The 21,337-nt window shown below is 63.0% G+C and carries 2 protein-coding genes; both read right to left on the bottom strand.

Annotated elements, in window-relative coordinates:
- Positions 1-5 precede the first annotated feature (5 nt).
- On the bottom strand, positions 6-8,306 hold the full coding sequence (locus ACA074_RS12180; protein WP_497679098.1) for an amino acid adenylation domain-containing protein: 8,301 nt from the start codon (positions 8,304-8,306) through the stop codon (positions 6-8).
- Positions 8,303-21,277 (bottom strand): amino acid adenylation domain-containing protein, encoded by a 12,975-nt coding sequence (locus tag ACA074_RS12175; RefSeq protein WP_497679097.1) that lies wholly within the window; start codon positions 21,275-21,277, stop codon positions 8,303-8,305. Before ACA074_RS12175 ends, ACA074_RS12180 begins: the two co-directional genes overlap by 4 nt.
- Positions 21,278-21,337 lie beyond the last annotated feature (60 nt).

Here is a 21,337-nt window from a genome sequence, read left to right as displayed (position 1 = left end):
AACACTCAGGACAGCACTTCGTTAACCGGCACCGACAAGCCGTCATGCCACCACGCCGCAAGACTGAAGGCGTTGGGCGCTTTGAGAATCGTGAAGTGGTTGCCCGGCCCGTACCACACCGCCAGATCCGTCACTTGGCGCTGCCAGCCTTCGACCATCGCCGCTTGCTCGCGCTGATTGCCCGCCGCGTCCAGCGTCGGGTCGTCGACCAGCGCCAGCCGCACCAGGCCGGTGTAAGCCTGGCGTGGCTGGTAAACAGTGCGCAGCGCAGTGGCAAAGGTGCGCACCGGGCCATGCATCGCCTGTTCGGATGAGCGTGCGGACAGTACGCCGGCACGCACCATGCCTTGGTGCAACAGGCGCATTTGCAAAGCGTCGTCAGCCTCGGCAAACGCCTTCGCATCGATACCCAGCGATTTACCGGAAGACAGCTGCAACGCCTCGATCAAGCGCTGTAGCGCAGCAGTGGTCGTGTACGGTTTACCCACCACACCTTTACCCCCGGGTGCTTCGCTGTCGATCAGGGTCAACGAGGCGACCTTGCGCCCGGCATCCTGCAATTGCGCGGCCATGGCGTGGGCGACCCAACCACCGAATGAATGGCCGATCAGGTGCACCGGACCTTGCGGGTAGAGTTGCTCGATGGCTTGCAGATAAAACCTGGCGGCGGCCTCGACCTGACTGTGCGGCACCGTGGCGCCGTCGAGACCGCGCGGTTGCAGACCGTGAATCGGCCACTCCGGCCCGAGCGCCTCGGTCAGGTGGATAAACCCGGTGACGCTGTCACCCGCGCCGGGTACGCAAAAGATCGGTGCATGCCCGGGGTGGCCGGTCTGCACCGTCAACAACGGCTGATAAGTGACGGGCGCAGGAACCTTCGCCCCGTCCAGTGCCTGACCCAGCGCTTGTCCCAGGGCACCGATATGCGGCGCCTTCATCATGCTCTGGTGATCCCCGGGTACGTCGATGCAATGCAGCAAACCCGCAGGCAGCTCTTCGGCCCAACCCCGCGTCGGGCTGAACAGTGACATTTGCGCCGAGCGCTCCTGAGCGCGCAGTAAATGCAGTGGTAGCGGAATCGGAGCAATCCGGTAGTGCGCCAGCGCATGCCCGTGGGCCACTTCCCGGTCGAGGTAGTGCCAGGCGTCCGTCGAAGCGATCGCCGCCAGTTCCGGACGCAACAATTGTTGTTCCCGGCAGCGCTCGAACAGCTCTCCGAACGCCATCGGCTCCAGCTCGGTCTGCAGCAGGGCCAGGCGAGCCAGGGCTTGCTGCCCCTCGGCACCCTGCCCGGCCCAATGCGCCGTACAGTGCAGCAACAATTGGCGCTTGTGCACATGGGCATCGTTCCAGCGTGCCTTATCCGGGTCGGCCAGACGCGGCACATAGGTATCGATCAAGCCGAGGAATTCCACCCACTCATCCATGCCGAGCAACTGCAGGGCAATTTCATACGCCAATACGCCACCGAACGACCAGCCGGCCAACCGATACGGCCCACTAGGCTGCTGCGCACGGATAATCCCGACCAGTCGCGCCGCGAGGCATTCCATCGTGCGTAATTGGGGTTGCCCGAGGTCGATGCCCGGCAAGCCATAGATGGGGAACTCACCGGCGATGTGCGTGCCCAGCGCCGGGAAATACACGTCCCGGCCGCTGAATTCATGCACCAGGAACAACGGTGTGCCATGACGGCCGGCACGCACCACGACCAGACCGTTTTGCGGCTCGGCAACACCGGTGCGCGAGCTGAGCAGCGTTGCCGCAGACTCCACAGTCGGATGCTGGAACAGTTCGGCCAGAGTGATCGTCTGGTTGTTCTGTTGCAGCAGGCTGACCAGACGCACCGCCAACAATGAATGCCCGCCCAGTTCAAAGAAGTTGTCGTGGCGGCCGACGCGCTCGACCTGCAACACCTCAGCCCAAAGCCGTGCAAGATTCGCCTCCACGGGATTGGTCGGCGGTTCGTAAACGCGACTGAGCAAGGCTTGCGGTGTCGGCTCCGGCAACGCCTTGCGATCGACCTTGCCATTGTTGTTCAGCGGCAGCGTGTCGAGGCGCACCCAGGCCGCAGGCACCATGTACTCCGGCAGGCGTGCTTGCAGCAGCGCACGCAGGGTGGCGCTTTGCAGACTGGCATCATGCGCCGTGTAATAGGCCACCAGGCGAATCGGTTCCTGTCCGTCGCGCCGGGCCAGTACCACCGCTTCCTTGACGCCCGGACAGCTCAACAGGCGGTTTTCGATTTCACCCAACTCGATGCGGAAGCCGCGAATCTTCACCTGATCGTCGTTGCGCCCGATGCACTCCAGTTGCCCCGGCGCCAACCAGCGCACCAGATCTCCGGTGCGGTACATCATTGCCTCAGGCTTGGCGCTGAACGGATCGCGGAGGAATTTCTCGGCAGTCAGTTCAGGTCGATTCAAGTAACCCAACGCAACGCCCTGCCCGCCGATATACAGCTCACCGATTACACCAAACGGCACCGGTTGCTGATGGGCATCGAGCACATACGCACGGGTGTTGGAAATCGGGCCACCGATCGACACGCTGTCGGCATCGTTCGCAACAGAGCGCACTTCAAAAGTAGTGGCGTAGGTCGTGGTTTCCGTCGGGCCGTAGCAGTGCACCAGACGCAGATCCGGCGCCTGCGCCAACAAAGCGCGAAACGCCGCCGGATCACCCCGTTCACCACCGCACAGCAGGATTCGCAGACCTTTGAGTGCCTCGGGAATCAGTTGCACGTACTGGTTGAACAGCGCGGTGGTGACAAACAGGATGGTCACCCCGCAGCGGCGCAACTCGTGCCCGAACGCCTGCGGGTCGAGCAAGGTGGCAGGGTCGATCACTGCAACCTGAGCACCGTTGAGCAGCGCCCCCCAGACATCCATCGTGCTGGCATCGAATGCCGGGTTGGAAGCGAAGGCCACCCGATCAAGCGGATTGAAATCGGCGTAGCCGTTATTGATCACCAGCCGGGTGATCGCCCTGTGTGGCACCATCACGCCCTTCGGTGTACCGGTTGAGCCGGAGGTGTACATGATGTACGCCAAAGACTCTGCCGACTGCGGCAGTTGCGGGTTGTGCGACGGTTGCCCGTCGAGTGCCAGGGCATCCAGATCAATCCGGAGCACCGGGTCATCGAATACGGCACCGGTCGCCGTCAGCAAGGCCGCCGCCTGACAGTCCTGAACCATGAACGCCTGACGGTCGGCAGGCGCGTTGATGTCCAGCGGCAGGTACGCCGCCGCGCATTTGATGATCGCCAGTTGCGCGATCAACAGATCCAGCGAGCGCGGCAACAGAATCGCCACAGGGTCGCCGGGACTTACGCCCTGAGCCATCAAGTAATGGGCCAGTTGGTTGGCCTTGCGGTTCAACTCGGCGTAACTCAACGCTTGCGCGCCATGCACCGCCGCAACGGCTTCGCCCCGCGCCGCCGCGTGCTGTTCAAACACGCGGTGAACGGTCAAGGTTTGCGGATACTCCCGTTCAGTGGCGTTGAAGTCGACCAGCAATCGCTGGCGTTCCTCGTCATCGACAAGTGGCACGTGTTCCAGCACCGCTTGATCATTGCTGACCATCGCCTGCAGCAACTGCTGGAAGTAACCGACAAACCGCTGCGCCGTTGCTTCATCGAACAGTGCCGTGGCGTACTCCAGCCAGCCGCCGATAACGCCCTGCGCGTCGCCCAGGGTCAGCGTCAGGTCGAACTTGGCGAAGTGGCTTGGCTCCGCGACGGCCTCCAGCGTGAGCTCACCCAAGGCCAGCGCCGGGCCATCGCTGTTACGCCAGTTGAGCATGGTCTGGAACAGCGGGCTGTGCGCCAGACTGCGCACCGGCCGGGTGATTTCCACCACTTGTTCGAACGGCAGATCCTGATGCGCCTGGGCTTGCAGCGTCAGCGCCTTGACCCGCGACAGCAACGCTTCGACGCTCAGCGCTCCCGAGGTATCGATGCGCAATGCGAGGGTGTTGACGAACAGGCCGATCAAACCTTCGATTTCGGCTCGCGAGCGGTTGGCCACCGGTGAGCCAATCACCACATCAGCCTGCCCGGACAAGCGACTGAGCACCATCGCCCAGGCACTCATCACCGTCATGTAAAAGGTCACGCCATGACGCTGACTCAAGGCTTTGAGCGCAGCGCTCAAGCGCTCGTCCAGGCGCACCTCGACGCTGCTGCCGGCATAGTCCTGTTGCGCCGGGCGCGGACGGTCGGTGGGCAGCGTGAGCAAGGCCGGCGCGTCGGCCAGCGTGCGTTGCCAGTATTCACTCTGGCGCTGCAATACGTCGCCGCTCAACCAGCGGCGTTGCCACAGCGCGTAGTCGGTGTACTGCAACGCCAGCGGCGGCAACGGATCGTCCTCGCCATGCCTGAACGCCTGATACAGCGCCATCAGTTCGCGGGTCAGCACGCCCATCGACCAGCCGTCCGAGATGATGTGGTGCAGAGTAATCAACAGCACATGGTGATCGTCCGCCAACCGCACCAGCCGTCCGCGAATCAATGGATCGCCCTCCAGATCGAACGGCCCCGATGCCTCGCCCTGAATCAGCGCGAGCAAAGCCTCGTCAGCCGCCGGGTGCAGACGCAAATCCTCGACGCGCAACAGCAAACCGCTGTCCACCGGTGTAATCCGCACCTGTGCGTCGCCGTTGAACGGGGCAAAACGACTGCGCAGGGTCTCGTGGCGCGCGACGATGCGGGCCAGCGCCCGTTGCAGCGCATTGTCGTCAAGCACGCCTCGCAAGCGCAGGCCGATCGGGATGTTGTACGCCGTGTTGGCACCTTCCATCTGCGCCAGAAACCAGAATCGCTGCTGGGAAAATGACAGCGGCAGCGCCCCTTCGCGCGGCACGGCCAGAATCGGCGGCTGTGTACAGCGCCCAGCCTGGGTCAACGCTTGCGCCACCGCCGCCAGTTCGGCATTGGCGAACAACTCGCCTAGCGCAAGCTCGACGCCCAGGCGCTGTCGTACTTGCGCGACCATGCGCATGGCCAGCAACGAATGGCCTCCCGACTCGAAAAAGTGATCCCGACGCCCGACCCGTTCAACCTGCAGCACCTCGGCCCAGATCTGCGCCAACGTGGTTTCCACTTCACCCAGCGGCGCCTCGTATGCCCGGGTGAACAGCGCCGAGCGCTCAGGTTTGGGCAAGGCCTTGCGGTCGAGTTTGCCGTTGGCGGTCAGCGGCAGCGCATCAAGTTTCACGAAGGCTGACGGCACCATGTACTCGGGCAACTGCGTCAGAAGCTGCGCGCGCAGTTCAGCCACGGCCAATGGCTGAACCTGCGCCTGCTCGGTGAAATACGCCACCAGTCGTGTCTGCCCCGGTTCATCCTCGCGAGCCAGCAACACCGCCTCCTGAATGCCGGGGAGTTGGTTGAGGCGGTTCTCGATTTCCCCCAACTCGATGCGCACGCCACGGATCTTCACTTGATCATCGTTGCGCCCCAGGTATTCGAGGGTGCCGTCGACCCGCCAGCGTGCCAGGTCGCCAGTTCGGTACATCCGCGCTTGAGGTACGCGGCTGAATGGATCGCGCAGGAAGCGTTCGGCGCTCAGGTCCGGCCGATTCAGATAGCCGCGGGCAACACCGCTGCCGCCGACATACAACTCTCCCGTCACACCAATCGGTACCGGACGCTGTTGAGCATCGAGCAGATACACCGTCGCATTGCTCACCGGTTTACCGATGTGCAACCCATCGCCAGCCTCGATGCGCCCGGACGTTGCCACCACGGTGGTCTCGGTCGGGCCGTAGTTGTTGATCACGTCGAAGTGCTGATTGCGCGAAAACTGCCGCAACCGGTCGCCACCGATCAGCAGCGTGCGCAGGGTCGGATGTTCCAGGTTCTGGCTGAAGGCGTACTCGGCAACCGGCGTCGGCAGAAAACTCACGTCCAACGGCTGCGCACGCCACCAGGCGAGCAAGGCATCAATGTCTTCACTGCCCTCGTGAGCCGGCGCGATATGCAAGGTCGCGCCTGCACACAGCGCCGGCCAGATTTCCCATGCCATGGCATCGAAACCGAACCCGGCCAGACTTGAGGTGTGGCGACCGGCGCATAAATCGAAGGCCGCACAGTGCCAGTCAACCAGATTGCACAGCGTGTGGTGCTCGACCATCACCCCTTTGGGCAGTCCGGTGGAGCCGGAGGTGTAAATCACATAGGCCAGATGCGAGGGATTCAGGCCGGGCACCTGGGGATTGTGGGTAGTGCCCAGCGGCCAGGTGCATGGGTCAAGATCGATCACCGGCACGTCCAGAACGGGCAGGCGTTGCGCAAGATCACTGGATGTCAGCACAGCCACCGGCGCACTGTCGCTGAGCAGGTAGCTCAAGCGCTCGGCGGGGTGCGCCGGGTCCACCGGTACGTAAGCGGCCCCGGCCTTGAGAATCGCCAGCAATCCGACCAGGGTTTGCAGGCCGCGTCGGGCGACAATCGCCACCCGATCGTCGGGTTTCACGCCCAGCCCGATCAGATAGTGGGCCAGGGCGTTGGCCTTATGGTTCAACTCGGCGAACGTCAATGGCTCACCCAGATACACCGCCGCCAACGCGTCGGGCCGGGCGACAACCTGAGCCTCAAAACGATGATGAAGGGGCTGCGCCGGCGGGTACTCGACGTGAGTGGCGTTGAACCCCGACACAACCTGCTCGCGCTCGGCCGGCGGCAACACCGGCAATTGATTCAACGGGGTGTCTGATGCGCGCTCCAGGGCCAGCAGCAGATTTTCCACCGCGCACAGCATGTAGGTGCAGATTCGGTGGGGGTCGACCTCGGTACTGGCGAGTAACGTCAGGCTGAAGCGGTCAGCAAAATCGTCGATGCTCAGGGTCAGCGGGTAGTTGGTACGTTCTTCCGAACGCAAAACGCTGATGCCCTCCCAGGCTGCGAGCGCCTCGGCGCTGGCATTGGCACTCGACGCGCTGTGCCGGTAATTGAGCAGCGTGCTGAACAACGGCGAAGACGCCACCACGCCACTGCAACGCTGGGCCAGCGCCAGCGGCGCGTGTTCGTGGCGCATCAGGGTGGTCAGGCGCGCATGGGTGGCCTTCACTGCCTCGCCCGCCGCTTGCGCCCCTGCATCGACCCGCAACGGCAACGTGTTGATGAAAATCCCCAAGGCGCGGTCGGTGGATTCAGCGCCTTGCATCCGCCCCATCAGCACGGTGCCAAATACCACATTCGATTTACCGGTCAGCGCGCTCAAGACCTGCGCCCAACCGAGATGAAACAGGCTCGCGACACTCACCCCCAGCAACCGTGCCTGTGCCCGCAAACGCTGACCGAGTAGCGGATCAATCGCCAGACTGAGCTCCTCGATATCGCTGCCGTCACCGTGGACGCCTTGCAAACCAAACGGCAATGTCGGCTCGTCAATGTCACCGAGCATGTCGCGGAAAAAGGCTTCATGTTCCTGCTCGCTGATCCCCAATCGAGCGTGTGCCACGTAGTTGCGAAACGGCACGGGCGGCCCCAATCGAGCAGCGAATCCGGACAGACAGGCTTGCAGCTCTTCGCTGACCACCGCGAGCGCGGAATGGTCCATCGCCATGTGATGAAACAGCAACATGGCGACGATGCGCTCCTCGCGCGGATCCCACGCGTGGACCAGACGCAACAGCGGCGCACGGGTGACATCGAGGCGAAAATGCCGGGCGTCGAAACGCTTGTGCAACTGCGTCAGCACGTCACCGTCGGCCACTTCCAACGGCACCTCTTCCAGCGGCAGCTCGGCGGTTCTCAAGACCACTTGCAACGGCGTATCCAGGCCCTCCCAGAACACCGCCGTGCGCAAAATGTCGTGACGGTCGATCACGGTCTGCAAGGCCTGGACGAACGCCTGCAAGCGCTCGCGCCCGCTGAACGCAAAATGCGCCTGCATGACGTACGGATCGCCATGGGTGGCACTGACATGGTGGTAGAGGATGCCTTCCTGCAACGGTGTCAGCGGATAGATGTCCTGCACATTGGCGGCGCCACCGGGGACGGTGTCGACCAATTGATCGAGACGGTCCTGACTCAACTCGGCGAGCGTCAGCATCGCCGACGTGATTCGCGTGGTGCCTGGGACGATGCCATTGACCGGCACCTCGACTTGCCCCGCTCTCGCTGCCGAGTACGTCCCGGCCTTGATCAATTCGATCAGCGCCGGCTTGTGCTCGCGCAGCAACGCCAGCAGGGCCGGCTCGCTCAACGCCTGTTTGTTGCCGTTGACCCGTAACTGGTCATCGGTGACCGCCAACTGGATGTCTTTTTCCTTCAACGTCACCAACAGTTCGTTCACGTTCACAGGACGATCTCCATTCTTTCCGTGATTGCCGCGTAACCGGCCAGGGTCGGGTGTTCAAACAACGCCCTGACGTCAGCTTCCATGCCTTCCTGTTGCAGGCGTCCGACCAGACTCACCGCCAGCAACGAATGCCCACCCAATTCGAAGAAATGGTCGTGACGCCCTACCCGCTCGACGTTGAGCAACTCGCACCAGAGCCGCGCCAGGATGATTTCCAGCTCACCGACCGGCGCTTCGTATTCGCGGCTGCTCACCGAGTGCTGATTCGCTACAGGCAACGCCTTGCGATCAAGTTTGCCGTTGGGGCTGAGCGGCAAGCGGTCGAGATGGACGAAAATCGCCGGGACCATGTAGTCCGGCAGATGCTGCAGCAACGCCGCACGCAGAATGTCGACGTCCAGCCGTGCGCCGGTGTAATAGGCCACCAGGCGTTTGTCCCCTGGAACATCTTCGCGAGCAACCACGACCGCTTCCTGCAAGCCGCCGATCTGTGTCAGGCCTGCCTGAATCTCGCCAAGCTCGATGCGCAGCCCACGGATTTTCACCTGGTCGTCGTTGCGCCCCAGGTACTCGATATTGCCGTCGGCACGGTAGCGGGCAATGTCGCCGGTGCGGTACATCCGCGCGTGCATCTGATCACTGAACGGATCGTTGAGGAACCGTTCGGCGCTCAGCTCGGCACGGTTCAAATACCCCCGCGCCACTTGCACACCGCCGATGTACAACTCGCCGACCACGCCTTGCGGCACTGGTTGTTGCCACGCATCGAGGATGTACATCCGGGTATTGGCGATCGGTTTGCCGATCGGCGTGTTGTCTGGAATGTCTTCGCAAGATCCGGTGCAATGCCAGGCCGTGACATCCACCGCCGCTTCGGTCGGGCCGTATAGGTTGTGCAGTTCGCTGGCCGGCAATTGTTGTTTGAAACGCCGCACCAGACTGCCGGGCAACGCTTCGCCGCTGCACATGACCTGACGCAGCCCTGTGCAACGCTCGGTCTGGCCGTGGGCGAGAAACACATCGAGCATCGATGGCACGAAATGCACGGTGGTGATGTTCTCGCTTTCGATCACTTCACTCAGGTAGGCCGGCTCCTTGTGTCCGCCGGGACGGGCCAGCACCAGCCGCGCACCGGTCATCAGCGGCCAGAAAAACTCCCAGACCGACACGTCGAAGCTGAACGGCGTTTTTTGCAGCACCGCGTCCGCCGGTGTCAGCGCGTAAGCGTCCTGCATCCACAGCAGGCGGTTCACCACTGCCGAGTGCTCGTTGGCCACACCTTTGGGCTGGCCGGTAGAACCGGAGGTGTAGATCACGTAGGCCAGATGGTTGGGGGTCAGCCCGGCGACTGGCGGATTGTCCGCCGACAAGTCCTGCCAGGTTTCCTGATCCAGATTGATCACCGGCACAGCCACTTCAGCCGCCAACCCGGCCGTAGCGCTCTGCACCAGCAGCACCACGGGAGCGCTGTCGGCGAGCATGTAAGCGATGCGTTCCGGTGGATAATCCGGATCGAGTGGCACATACCCGCCACCCGCCTTGAGAATCGCCAGCAAGCCAATGACCATTTGCACACTGCGCTCGACGCCGATCGCCACCCGCGAATCCGGCTGTACGCCAAGATCGCGCAGGTGATGGGCCAAGCGGTTGGCGCGCTCGTTCAATTGCTCGAAGCTCAAGCGCTGGTCACCGACTTGCACCGCTGGCGCTTGCGGGGTTCGCAGCACTTGCGCCTCGAACATGCCGTGCAGGGTTTGCTCCAGGTTGTAGTCAACCGTGGTGGCGTTAAAGTCGAACAGCAGTCGCTGGCGCTCCTGATCGGGCAGGATCGACAGGCGATTGAGCGGTTTTTGCGGCGCCTGCTCCAGTGCCTCCACCAGCACGCTCAACGCCGTTTGCACGTAAGCACAGATCCGTTGCGAGCTGACCTCTACCGAGGTAATCGCAGTGATTCTGAAACCCGCGCCCAAATCGTCGACATTGAGGCTCAGCGGATAGTTGGTGCGTTCTTCGCCCGCCAGCGTCTCGATGCCCTGCCAGGCCGGGTGCGCTTGCGTTTGGGTTGCGTTGCTGTGCCGATAGTTGAGCATCGCGCTGAACAGCGGCGCCGGCGCAGCGACACCGCTACAACGCTGGGCCAGAGCCAGCGAAGCGTGCTCGTGTCCAAGCAGTCCGGTGAGTCGCGCATGCGTCGCCTTGAGCGCGACACGCACCGGTTGGTCGCCGACATCCACGCGCAGTGGCAAGGTGTTGATGAACATCCCCAGCCCGCGATCGGCCCCCGCCCCACCCTGCATCCGCCCCATCAGCACGGTGCCGAAGACCACGCGTTCTTGCCCGGAGGTGGCCGCCAGTACCTGCGCCCATGCCAGGTGAAACAGACTTGCAACGCTGATGCCCCCTTGTCGCGCCTGACTGCGCAAGCGTTGCGCCAATGCCTCGGGCAAAGCCAGAGCGGTTTCCTCAAAAGCACTGGCCGAGCCGTTCACCTCACTTAAACCGAACGGCAAGGTCGGCTCATTGATGTCACCGAGCATGTCGCGGAAAAACGCCTCGTGCTCCTGTTCACTGATGCCCAATCGGGCCTGTGCCACGTAGTTGCGATACGGCACCGCCGCCGGTAACGGCTCGGTCAGCCCCAGCAGACTCGCCTGCATCTCGTGACGCACCACTTCCAGCGCGGTGTGATCCAGGGCGATGTGATGGAACAACAACAGCCCCGCCACGCGGTCATTGGCCGGATCGCGGGCATACAGCAGCCGAATCAACGGCGCCTGACTGAGATCCAGGCGCTGTTCCAGCAGTTGCTCGATCGCAACCTCCTGCACCAGTAACTCGGCATGACGCCACACCACCTGAAGCGGCGCGGCCAAGCCCTGCCAGACGATGGCCGTACGCAAAATATCGTGGCGCTGCATGATTTGCCGCAGCGCGTTGGCGAAGGCCTCGACGCGCTCGACGCTGGCGAATGCCATTCGCGATTGCAGCACGTACGGGTCGCGTTCGGCGGCAGTGATGTGGTGGTAAAGAATGCCTTCCTGCAACGGCGCCAGCGGGTAAATATCCTGCACGTTGGCCGCGCCACCCGGCACCGTGGCGACGACCCGATCGATACTGGCCTGATCCAGATCGGTCAGGGTCAGCATGTCCGGGGTGATGCGCGTGCAATCGGCTGGAATGCGATTGGCCGGTACGTCGATTTCGCGACCACTGCCCACCGCAGCAGCCAACGCCGCGAGGGTCGGCTGGTTGAACAGCACGCGCACATCGCTGCTCAGGCCGATCTGGCGCATGCGTTCGATAACACTCACTGCCAGCAACGAATGCCCACCGAGTTCAAAGAAGTTGTCGTGGCGGCCAACCTGTTCGACTTTCAAGACCTCGGCCCAGATCCGCGCCAGCGCGGTTTCCACCGGGCCTTGCGGTGCCTCATAGGCGCGGCTGAGCCATGCACTTTGATCCGGTTCGGGCAGAGCCTTGCGATCGAGTTTGCCGTTGGCGGTCAGCGGCAAAGCGTCCAGTCGCACGTAGGCCGCCGGCACCAAGGCTTGTGGCAAGCGGTTTTGCAGATGCTTGCGCAAGTCCTCGATAGCGACTGACGTGCGCTCGGTAAACCAGGCCAGCAATTGCCCGTCGCGCACCAGCGTTACCGCTTCCTGCACCGCTGGATGGCTGGCGAGCGCCGCATCGATTTCGCCCGGTTCGATCCGTACACCGCGCAGTTTGACCTGATCGTCGTTGCGGCCCAGGTATTCGATATTGCCGTCGGCCAGCCAGCGCACCAGGTCTCCGGTGCGGTACATACGCGCACCCTGGGGGCCGAACGGGTCGTTGATGAACCGCTCGGCAGTCAAATCGTCACGGTTCAGATAACCCCGCGCGACGCCCGCACCACCGACGTACAACTCACCCGCGACGCCAACTGGCACCGGACGCTGTTGCGCATCGAGTACATAGGCCCTGGCATTGGCAATCGGCCGCCCGATGGGCAGAACCTGCCCGCATTCGATCCGCCCCGATGTCGCCACCACCGTGGCCTCGGTCGGGCCGTAGTTATTGATCACGTCGAAGGTCTGATCACGCGGGAACTGCCGCAACTTGTCGCCGCCAATCAACAGCGTGCGCAAGGTCGGGTGGCCCAACTCGCGGCTGAACGCATATTCGGCCACCGGCGTCGGCAAAAAACTGACCTGTAACGGCTGCGACCGCCACCAGTCGAGCAGTTCATCAAGGTGTTCATTGCCAATGGATTCGGGCGGCAGGTGCAAGGTCGCACCGACACACAACGCCGGCCAAACCTCCCACGCCATCGCATCAAAACCGAAGCCGGCGACACTCGAAGTGTGGCTGCCGGTATGCAGGTCGAAGGCTTGAGCGTGCCAGTGCACGAGGTTTTCCAGGGTCCGGTGTTCGACCATCACGCCTTTGGGCTGGCCGGTGGAGCCGGAGGTGTAGATCACGTAGGCGAGGTTGTGCGTGGTCAAGCCGTTGATCCGGGGATTGTCCGCCGATAAATCCTGCCAGTGGTCTTCGCCAAGATCGATCAAGGGCACCGTCACCTCACCCGGCAACCGCGTGTCCAGTACCAGCACCGCCAATGGCGCACTGTCGCTCAGCAGGTAAGTGATGCGCTCCGCCGGATAAGCCGGGTCGATCGGCACATAGGCAGCGCCGGCCTTGAGGATCGCCAACAACCCGACCAGCATCTGCGGGCCGCGCTTGAGACAGATCGCCACTCGCGTATCCGGCCCCACACCCATCCCGACAAGGTAATGCGCCAGGCGATTGGCCTGTTGGTTGAGTTGCAAGAAGCTCAATCGCTGCTCACCCGCCTGCACAGCCAACGCATGGGGTGTGCGCAGAACCTGCGCTTCGAACAATCCGTGCACGGTCTGACTGACAGGGTAATCGGCGCTACTGGCGTTGAAATCGTGCAGCACCCGATCGCGCTCAAACGCGGGCAGGACTGAAAGGCGACTCAGTGGCTGTTCGGGGTTGTGTTCCAGCGCCATCACCAGCGACGCGATAGCGGTATGCATCAGATCGCAAACCCGCTGCGCGCCGACGTGGCTCGGGGTCAGGACCGCCAGGTTGAACCCCTCGCCCAAGTCATTGACGCTGAGGGTCAGCGGATAATTGGTGCGCCCGTCATGGGCGAGGAATTCGATGCCTTGCCAGGCCTGTGCCGACGCTGATCGCTCGACGCTGTGTCGATAGTTGAGTACCGAACTGAACAGCGGCAACGGTGCCGCCACACCACTGCAACGTTGCGCCAGGGCGAGGGACGCGTGCTCATGCCCCAGCAGCGCGGCCAGCCGCTTGTGCAAACTCAGAACCGCGTCGCCGACGCTGCGGTCATCAATGTCCATGCGCAAAGGCAAGGTATTGATGAACACCCCAAGCGCCCGGTCAGCGCCCTCACCTGCTTGCATCCGTCCCAGCAACACGGTGCCGAAAACAACGTGTTGCTGAGCGGCTGTCGCTGCCAGTACTTGCGCCCAGGCCAAATGGAACAGGCTGGCCGCACTGACGCCGAACAACCGGGCCTGAACACGCAAACGCTGGCTCAGCCCGGCCGGCAGCGCCAGCACATGCTCCTCGATATCACGGCCATCACCCTGTACGTCGCGCAAGCCGAATGGCAGGGTCGGTTCGTCGATATCGCCGAGCATCTCGCGGAAGAAGTTTTCGTGTTCGTGCTCGCTGACGCCATGGCGAGCCTGGGCCACGTAGTTGCGATACGGTGCCGCGGCAGGCAGCGGTTCGGTGCTGCCCAGCAGACTGGCCTGCATCTCGTGGCGCACTACCTCCAGCGCCGTGTGATCGAGGGCGATATGGTGAAACAGCAACATCCCCACCACTCGGTCATGGGCCGGGTCGTGGGCATACACCAGACGCAACAGTGGCGCCTGGCCAAGGTCGAGACGGAAGTGGCGGGCATCGAATCGCCCGTGCAACTGCCCGAGGATGTCACCGCCGGTTGGCTCCAGCGCAACGGCTTGCACGCTCATCGGCGCCTGACGCCAGACCACTTGCTGCGGGTTCGACAGCCCTTCCCAAACCACGCTGGTGCGCAGGATGTCGTGACGTGCGATCACGCTTTGCAACGCCTCGGCAAAGGCGTGCAAATGCCCGATGTCAGCGAATGCCAGACGTGACTGCAGCAAGTAAGGATCACCGTCTGCGGCGCTGATGTGGTGATAGAGAATGCCTTCCTGCAACGGTGCCAGCGGGTAAATCTCCTGCACATTGGCCGCACCACCGGGCACAGTGGCGACGATGCGTTCGATGCTGGCCTGATCCAGATCGGTCAGGGTCAGCATGTCAGGGGTGATGCACGTGCAATTGGCTGGGATGCGATTGGCCGGTACATCGATTTCGCGCCCGCGCCCCACGGCTGCGGCCAGCGCCGCCAGGGTCGGCTGGTTGAACAGCACGCGCACATCGGCGCTCAGGCCGATCTGGCGCATGCATTCGATCAGGCTCACCGCCAACAGCGAATGGCCACCGAGTTCAAAGAAGTTGTCGTGACGGCCGACTTGATCAACCTTGAGTACAGTCGCCCAGATCTGCGCCAACGCGGTTTCCACCGGGCCTTGCGGTGCTTCATAGGCGCGGCTGAGCCACGCACTTTCATCGGGTTCGGGCAGCGCCTTGCGATCGAGTTTGCCGTTGGCCGTCAACGGCAAAGCGTCCAGACGCACATAGGCTGCAGGGATCAGGGCGTCCGGCAATCGGGCCTGCAAATGGGTAAGCAGTCCGGCAATTTCGACAGATTCGCGTTCGGTGAACCACGCGACCAGCCGCCCGTCGCGCACCAGCACCACGACATCCTGCACCGCATTGTGAGCACTGAGTGCGGCTTCGATTTCACCGAGTTCGACACGCACGCCGCGCAGTTTGACCTGATCGTCATTGCGGCCCAGGTATTCGATGTTGCCGTCGGCCAGCCAGCGTGCCTGGTCGCCGGTACGGTACATCCGGGCGTTCGGCTCGTCACTGAATGGATCGTCAAGGAACTGCGCGGCAGTCAATTGCGGGCGATTCAGATAACCCCGTGCGACACCGGCGCCGCCGACATACAGTTCACCTTGCACACCCACCGGCACCGGCTGCTGCTGGCTGTCCAGCAGATAGACTCGGGCATTGGCAATCGGCCGCCCGATATGCAGCACCTGCCCGCATTCGATCCGCCCCGACGTCGCCACCACCGTGGCCTCGGTCGGGCCGTAGTTATTGATCACGTCGAAGGACTGATCACGCGGGAACTGCCGCAGCTTGTCGCCGCCGATCAACAGCGTGCGCAACGTCGGATGCCCCAGATGGCGACTGAACGCATAGTCGGCCACCGGCGTCGGCAGGAAACTCACCTGCAATGGCTGCGCACGCCACCAGTCGAGCAGTTCATCAAGGTGTTCATTGCCAATGGATTCGGGCGGCAGGTGCAAGGTCGCGCCGACACACAACGCCGGCCAGACTTCCCACGCCATCGCATCAAAACCGAAGCCGGCGACACTCGCGGTGTGGCTACCGGCGTGCAGGTCGAAGGCTTGAGCGTGCCAGTGCACGAGGTTTTCCAGAGTACGGTGTTCGACCATCACGCCTTTGGGCTGGCCGGTGGAGCCGGAGGTGTAGATCACATAGGCGAGATGCCCCGGATTCAGTGCCGGCAACTGAGGATTGGTCTGCGGGAAGCGCTGCCAGTCATCACCGTGCAGGTCGATCACCGGCACGCTTCCCGGGAGATCGCGCGTCGAAGGCTGGGCGAGCACCGCCACCGGCTCGCTGTCCTGCAACAGATAAGCGATACGCTCGCGCGGATGGGTCGGATCGACCGGCACATAACAGGCGCCAGCCTTGAGAATCGCCAGCAGCGCCACTAGCATGTCCGGGCCGCGACGCAAGCAAACGGCGACACGATCATCCGGTTGCACACCGAGGCCGATCAGGTGGTGCGCCACGCGGTTGGCACGCTGGTTCAGTTCGCGATAGCTCAGGCGCTGCTCACCCTGCACCGCCGCCCATGCATCGGGGTGCGCCGCAACTTGCGCTTCGAACAAACGCTGGATGGGCTGCCCACTCGGGTAGTCACGGCCGGTGATGTTGAAGCCCACCAAGACCCGTTGGCGCTCACTCGGCGACAAGATTGACAGCTTCTGCAGCGGCGCGTCAGGCGTGTGTTCGAGCGCTGTCACCAGACCGTGCAACGCCGTTTGCAAGTAATCGCATACCTGCGCGCCATCCACTTGTGGCACTGCCTGCACGCTCAGTCGGAAAGCGTTACCAAGGTCGTCGACGCTGACCACCAACGGGTAGTTGCTGCGTTCGCGAGAGCTGAGAATCTCAATGCCCTGCCACGCCAGCGCCGCCGAATCCGCCGCACTGTGACGATAGTTGAGCAAGGTGCTGAACAGCGGCAGTGCAGCCGATACGCCGCTGCAACGCTGAGCCAGCGCCAACGATGCCTGCTCGTGCCCGAGCAATTGCGCCAGGCATTGATGAGTGGCGCGCACGCTGTCCTGCACCGACGCGGCGGCCACGCTGACGCGCAGCGGCAACGTATTGATGAACATGCCCAGCGCACGGTCGGCGCCCTCGCCGCCCTGCATCCGGCCCAGCAACACGGTGCCGAACACCACATCCTGCTGACCGGAGACTTTCGCCAACACCTGCGCCCACGCCTGATGCACCAGACTCGCAATACTGATGCCGAGCCGACGCGACTGCTCGCGCAGACGCTCGCCGAGGCCGGCGTCCAGAGCTGCATGACTGTCGAGAATATCGCTGCCGTCGCCGTGCACGTCCTGCAAACCGAACGCCAGGGTCGGTTCGTCGATATCGCCGAGCATGTCGCGAAAGAACGCCTCATGGACTGCTTCGCTTGCGCCAAGCCGCGCCTGCGCTACGTAATTACGATATTGCACCGGCGCCGGTACATCGATTGTCCGGCCGTGCATGACGTCGTTCACTTCCGCTACCAGCACCTCCAGTGCCGTGTGGTCGAGCACGATGTGATGCAGCAAAAGTATCCCGATCCACCGGTTATGCGGCTGATCTTCGGTATAGGCAAAGCGCATCAGCGGTGCTTGGTTGAGATTCAGGCGTGCTGTTTTTGTCGCAATACGCGGATCGAAGCGTGCCTGCATTTGCTCCAGTACTTCGCCGTCGAGTTCGTCGGAATCGACCCGTTCCAGCGCCAGCGGTGCCTCGCGCCACACCACCTGTACCGGTTCTTCCAGCCCTTCCCAGACCACACTGGTGCGCAGAATATCGTGACGGCCAATCACCTCATTCAAGGCGCGGACAAAGGTTTTGATCTGCGCCAGACCGTCAAACGCGAATTGCGCCTGCAACACATAGGGATCGCCGGCGCTGGTTGCCAGGTGGTGATAGAGAATCCCCGCCTGCAACGGCGCCAGCCCATAGATGTCCTGCACATTGGCGACGCCGCCGGGCACACTGGCGATGACCCGGTCGATGCCGATCTGATCCAGTGTGGCCAACGGCAGCATGTCGGGGGTGATGTGCGTGCAACCGGGCTCGATCAGATTGCCCGGCACCACGCTGACACTGGCTGTGCTCAAGGTCGCCGCCAGCGCCGCCACGCTCGGCTGGCCGAACAGCACGCGCACGTCGCAATGCATTTCGTGTTGGCGCATACGCTCGATCAGCTTCACCGCCAGCAGTGAATGACCACCGAGTTCGAAGAAGTTGTCATGCCGGCCGACCTGTTCGACGCCGAGCAGGATCTGCCAGATTCCAGCGATGAGCGCTTCCACCTCACCCACCGGCGCCTCGAAACCACGCCGGGCGAACGCATCGCTGTCCGGTGGCGGCAAGGCCTTGCGATCAAGTTTGCCGTTGGGGGTCAGCGGATAGGCATCGAGGCGCACGAAGGCGCTCGGCACCATGTACTCGGCCAACGAAGCCTGCAGGTGATCGCGCAACTGCGCAGCACTGGGCTCAACGCCCTCGTCAGCCAGCCAGTACGCCACCAGACGCTGCTCGCCGGGGCTGTCTTCACGTGCAATCACCACCGCTTCGCGCACGCCTGCGCAAGCGGCCAGGCGTGCTTCAATCTCGCCGAGTTCGATTCGGAAACCGCGGACTTTCACCTGGTCGTCGTTACGCCCCAGGTATTGAAGACTGCCGTCTGCGGCCCAGCGAGCAAGATCGCCGGTCTTGTACAAACGCGCCTCGGCATGGCCGCTGAACGGGTCGGCAATAAAGCGTTCGGCGGTCAGGTCCGGGCGGTTGAGATAGCCACGGGCAACCCCGGCGCCGCCGACGTACAACTCGCCGGTCACACCGACCGGCACCGGTTCGCGTTGCGCGTCGAGCACGTACAGTTGCAGGTCGGGTATGCGTACACCAATCGGGCTTACGCCCATCAATTGCGCGTCCGCCGCGACCAGCGGTCGGTAGGTCACGTGCACCGTGGTTTCGGTGATGCCGTACATGTTCACCAACCGCGTACCGGCATTGCCAACTCGCGCGTACCACGGTTTAAGCAGGCCCGGCTCCAGCGCCTCGCCACCAAAAATCACTTCTCGCAAGGAATGCTGCAACGGGCTGCGGGCCTGTGCGGCGACCATTTGCCGGAACGCGCTCGGCGTCTGGTTAAGCACGGTGACGCCGGTACGGCACAGCAGCGCATAGCAGTCGTCCGGTGAACGGCTGACGGCTTGCGGCACCAGCAGCAACTGCCCACCAAAACTCAGCGCGCCCCAGATTTCCCATACCGAGAAATCGAAGGCAAAAGAGTGGAACAGCGCCCAGATGTCCTGCGGGTTGAATTGAAACCAGTCATGAGTGGACGAAAACAGTCGCGAGACGTTGCGGTGTTCGACCATCACGCCTTTGGGCAAACCGGTGGATCCGGAGGTGTAGATCACATACGCCAAGTGCGCCGGGGTCAGTTCCGGGATCTGCGGGTCAGTGGCGAATTCGGCGCGTAAATGAGCGCTGTCGAGATCAACTGTCGGCACGTCGAGATCCGCCACGCGGTCGCGCGTCGCCGCTTGCATCAACACCGCGACCGGCGCGCTGTCCTGCAGCGTGAAAGCGATTCGATCCAGTGGATACGCCGGATCGATCGGCACATAACCGGCGCCAGCCTTCAGTACGCCAAGCAAGCCGATGATCATTTGCGGGCCGCGCTCGACGCAGATGGCGACACGGTCGTCCGCGCGAATGCCCAGCGCCAGCAAGTGATGTGCAACCTGATTGGCGCGACGATTCAGTTCGCCATAGCTCAGGGTTTGTTCACCGAAGATCAACGCAGTGGCGTCCGGCCGGGCCTGCGCATGGGCTTCAAATTGTTGATGGATCAGTGGCGTATCGGGGAACTGTGCCAGCGGCGCGTTAATGCCGTGCAGCAGTTGTTCACGTTCCTTGGCCGGCAAAATATTCAGGCTGTGCAGCGACTTTTGCGGATCGGCTTGCAACGCTTCAACCAAGCCTTCCAGCGCCGTGTGCAAGTAACGGGCAATACGCTCGGCGCCGAGGCTGGCGTCCGCCAGCGCGGTAATGCGCAAATCCTCGCCGAGGTCATCGATGTTGACGGTCAACGGGTAGTTGGTGCGTTCCCGGGCGCCCAACACCTGAACGCCGGGCGCGATATCAATCACCTCGGCGACTTCTTCGACGGCGCTGTGACGGTAGTTGAGGATTGCGCTGAACAACGGCGTCGGCACTGCCACCGCACTGCAACGTTGGGCCAGCGCCAGCGAGGCCTGCTCATGGGCGAGCAACGCAGTCAGGCGACGGTGGGTCTTCAGCACGGCGGCGTGAACACTCTCCTCACCGACATCCACCCGCAGCGGCAACGTATTGATGAACATTCCCAACGCCTGCTCACCGCCCTCGCCCGCCTCCATCCGCCCGAGCAACACGGTGCCGAACACCACCGCCGTACGCCCGGACAATTGGCCCAACACCCGCGCCAGCGCCAGGTGCATCAGGCTTGCCACGCTCACGCCCAATTGCCGCGCACGCGCACGCAGTGCTCGGCTCAAGTCACTGTCGAGCATCAACCAGGTTTCCTCGATGGCCTGCCCGTCGCCTTGAACGTCCTGCAAACCGCAAGGCAGCGTCGGCTCGTCAATGTCAGCAAGCATCTCGCGGAAAAACGCCTCATGCGCCTGTTCACTGGCGCCCATACGCGCCCGCGCCAAGTGGTCACGGTAAGGCACGGGCGCGGCGACCTGAGCGGTCTGCCCGAGCAAATACGCCTGCGCTTCGCGGCGCACCACGTCCAGTGCGATGTGATCCATGATCAAGTGGTGAAACAGCAGGAGCGCGACCACTCGCCCGTTCGCCGGATCTTGCGCGAACACCAGCCGCAACAGCGGTGCCTGCTGCACGTCAAGGCGGAAGAACTTCGGGTCATAGCGATCCAGCAACTGCTGCAGCACATCACCGCGGCCCTGCAACTCGTCCTCTTCACAGCTCAGCGAAGCCTTGCGCTGAACCACTTGCAGCGGCTCGTCCAGCCGCTCCCAGATGAAAGAAGTACGCAGGATGTCATGGCGTCCGATCATCCATTGCAGCGCTTGGGCGAACGCATCCAGTCGTTCACGGTTGTCGAAAGCGAATCGCGCTTGCGACACATACGGATCGCCTGCGGGTGCCGACAGGTGCAGGTACAGCATGCCCTCCTGCAACGGCGCCAACGGGTAAATGTCCTGCAGATTCGCCGCGCCGCCCGGCACCGTGGCGATGATGCGGTCGAGGCTGTCCTGATCCAGCGTCACCAGCGGCAGCATGTCCGGCGTGATCCGGAACGCCGGGCTCAGCCAGTCCCCCCCATAGCTGGCGACCAGTTCCAGCAGTTGCGCCTTGTGCGCAGCGAGGCTGTCCCACAACGCGTCATCCAGCGCGTCGTCACCCAGAATGACCAGGTCTTCATCTTCCTGTTGAAGGCGGATCGCACGGGTCGAAATAACAGCCATCAGTTCGCTGAAATGCATGGAGTAACCTGCTGTAAATACGGGAAAAAGGAGCGCGCAGCAGCCAGTCCGTGCAAGCGG

It is taken from the genome of Pseudomonas sp. LBUM1655, from assembly GCF_059716085.1.
Note: the sequence above shows the minus strand (reverse complement) of the source record. Positions and strands in the feature narration are given on the sequence as shown.

What these genes read in the sequence shown, in the direction of transcription:
- ACA074_RS12175 (WP_497679097.1), bottom strand. Translation starts at nt 21,277, where the DNA reads ATGCATTTCAGCGAACTGATGGCTGTTATTTCGACCCGTGCGATCCGC.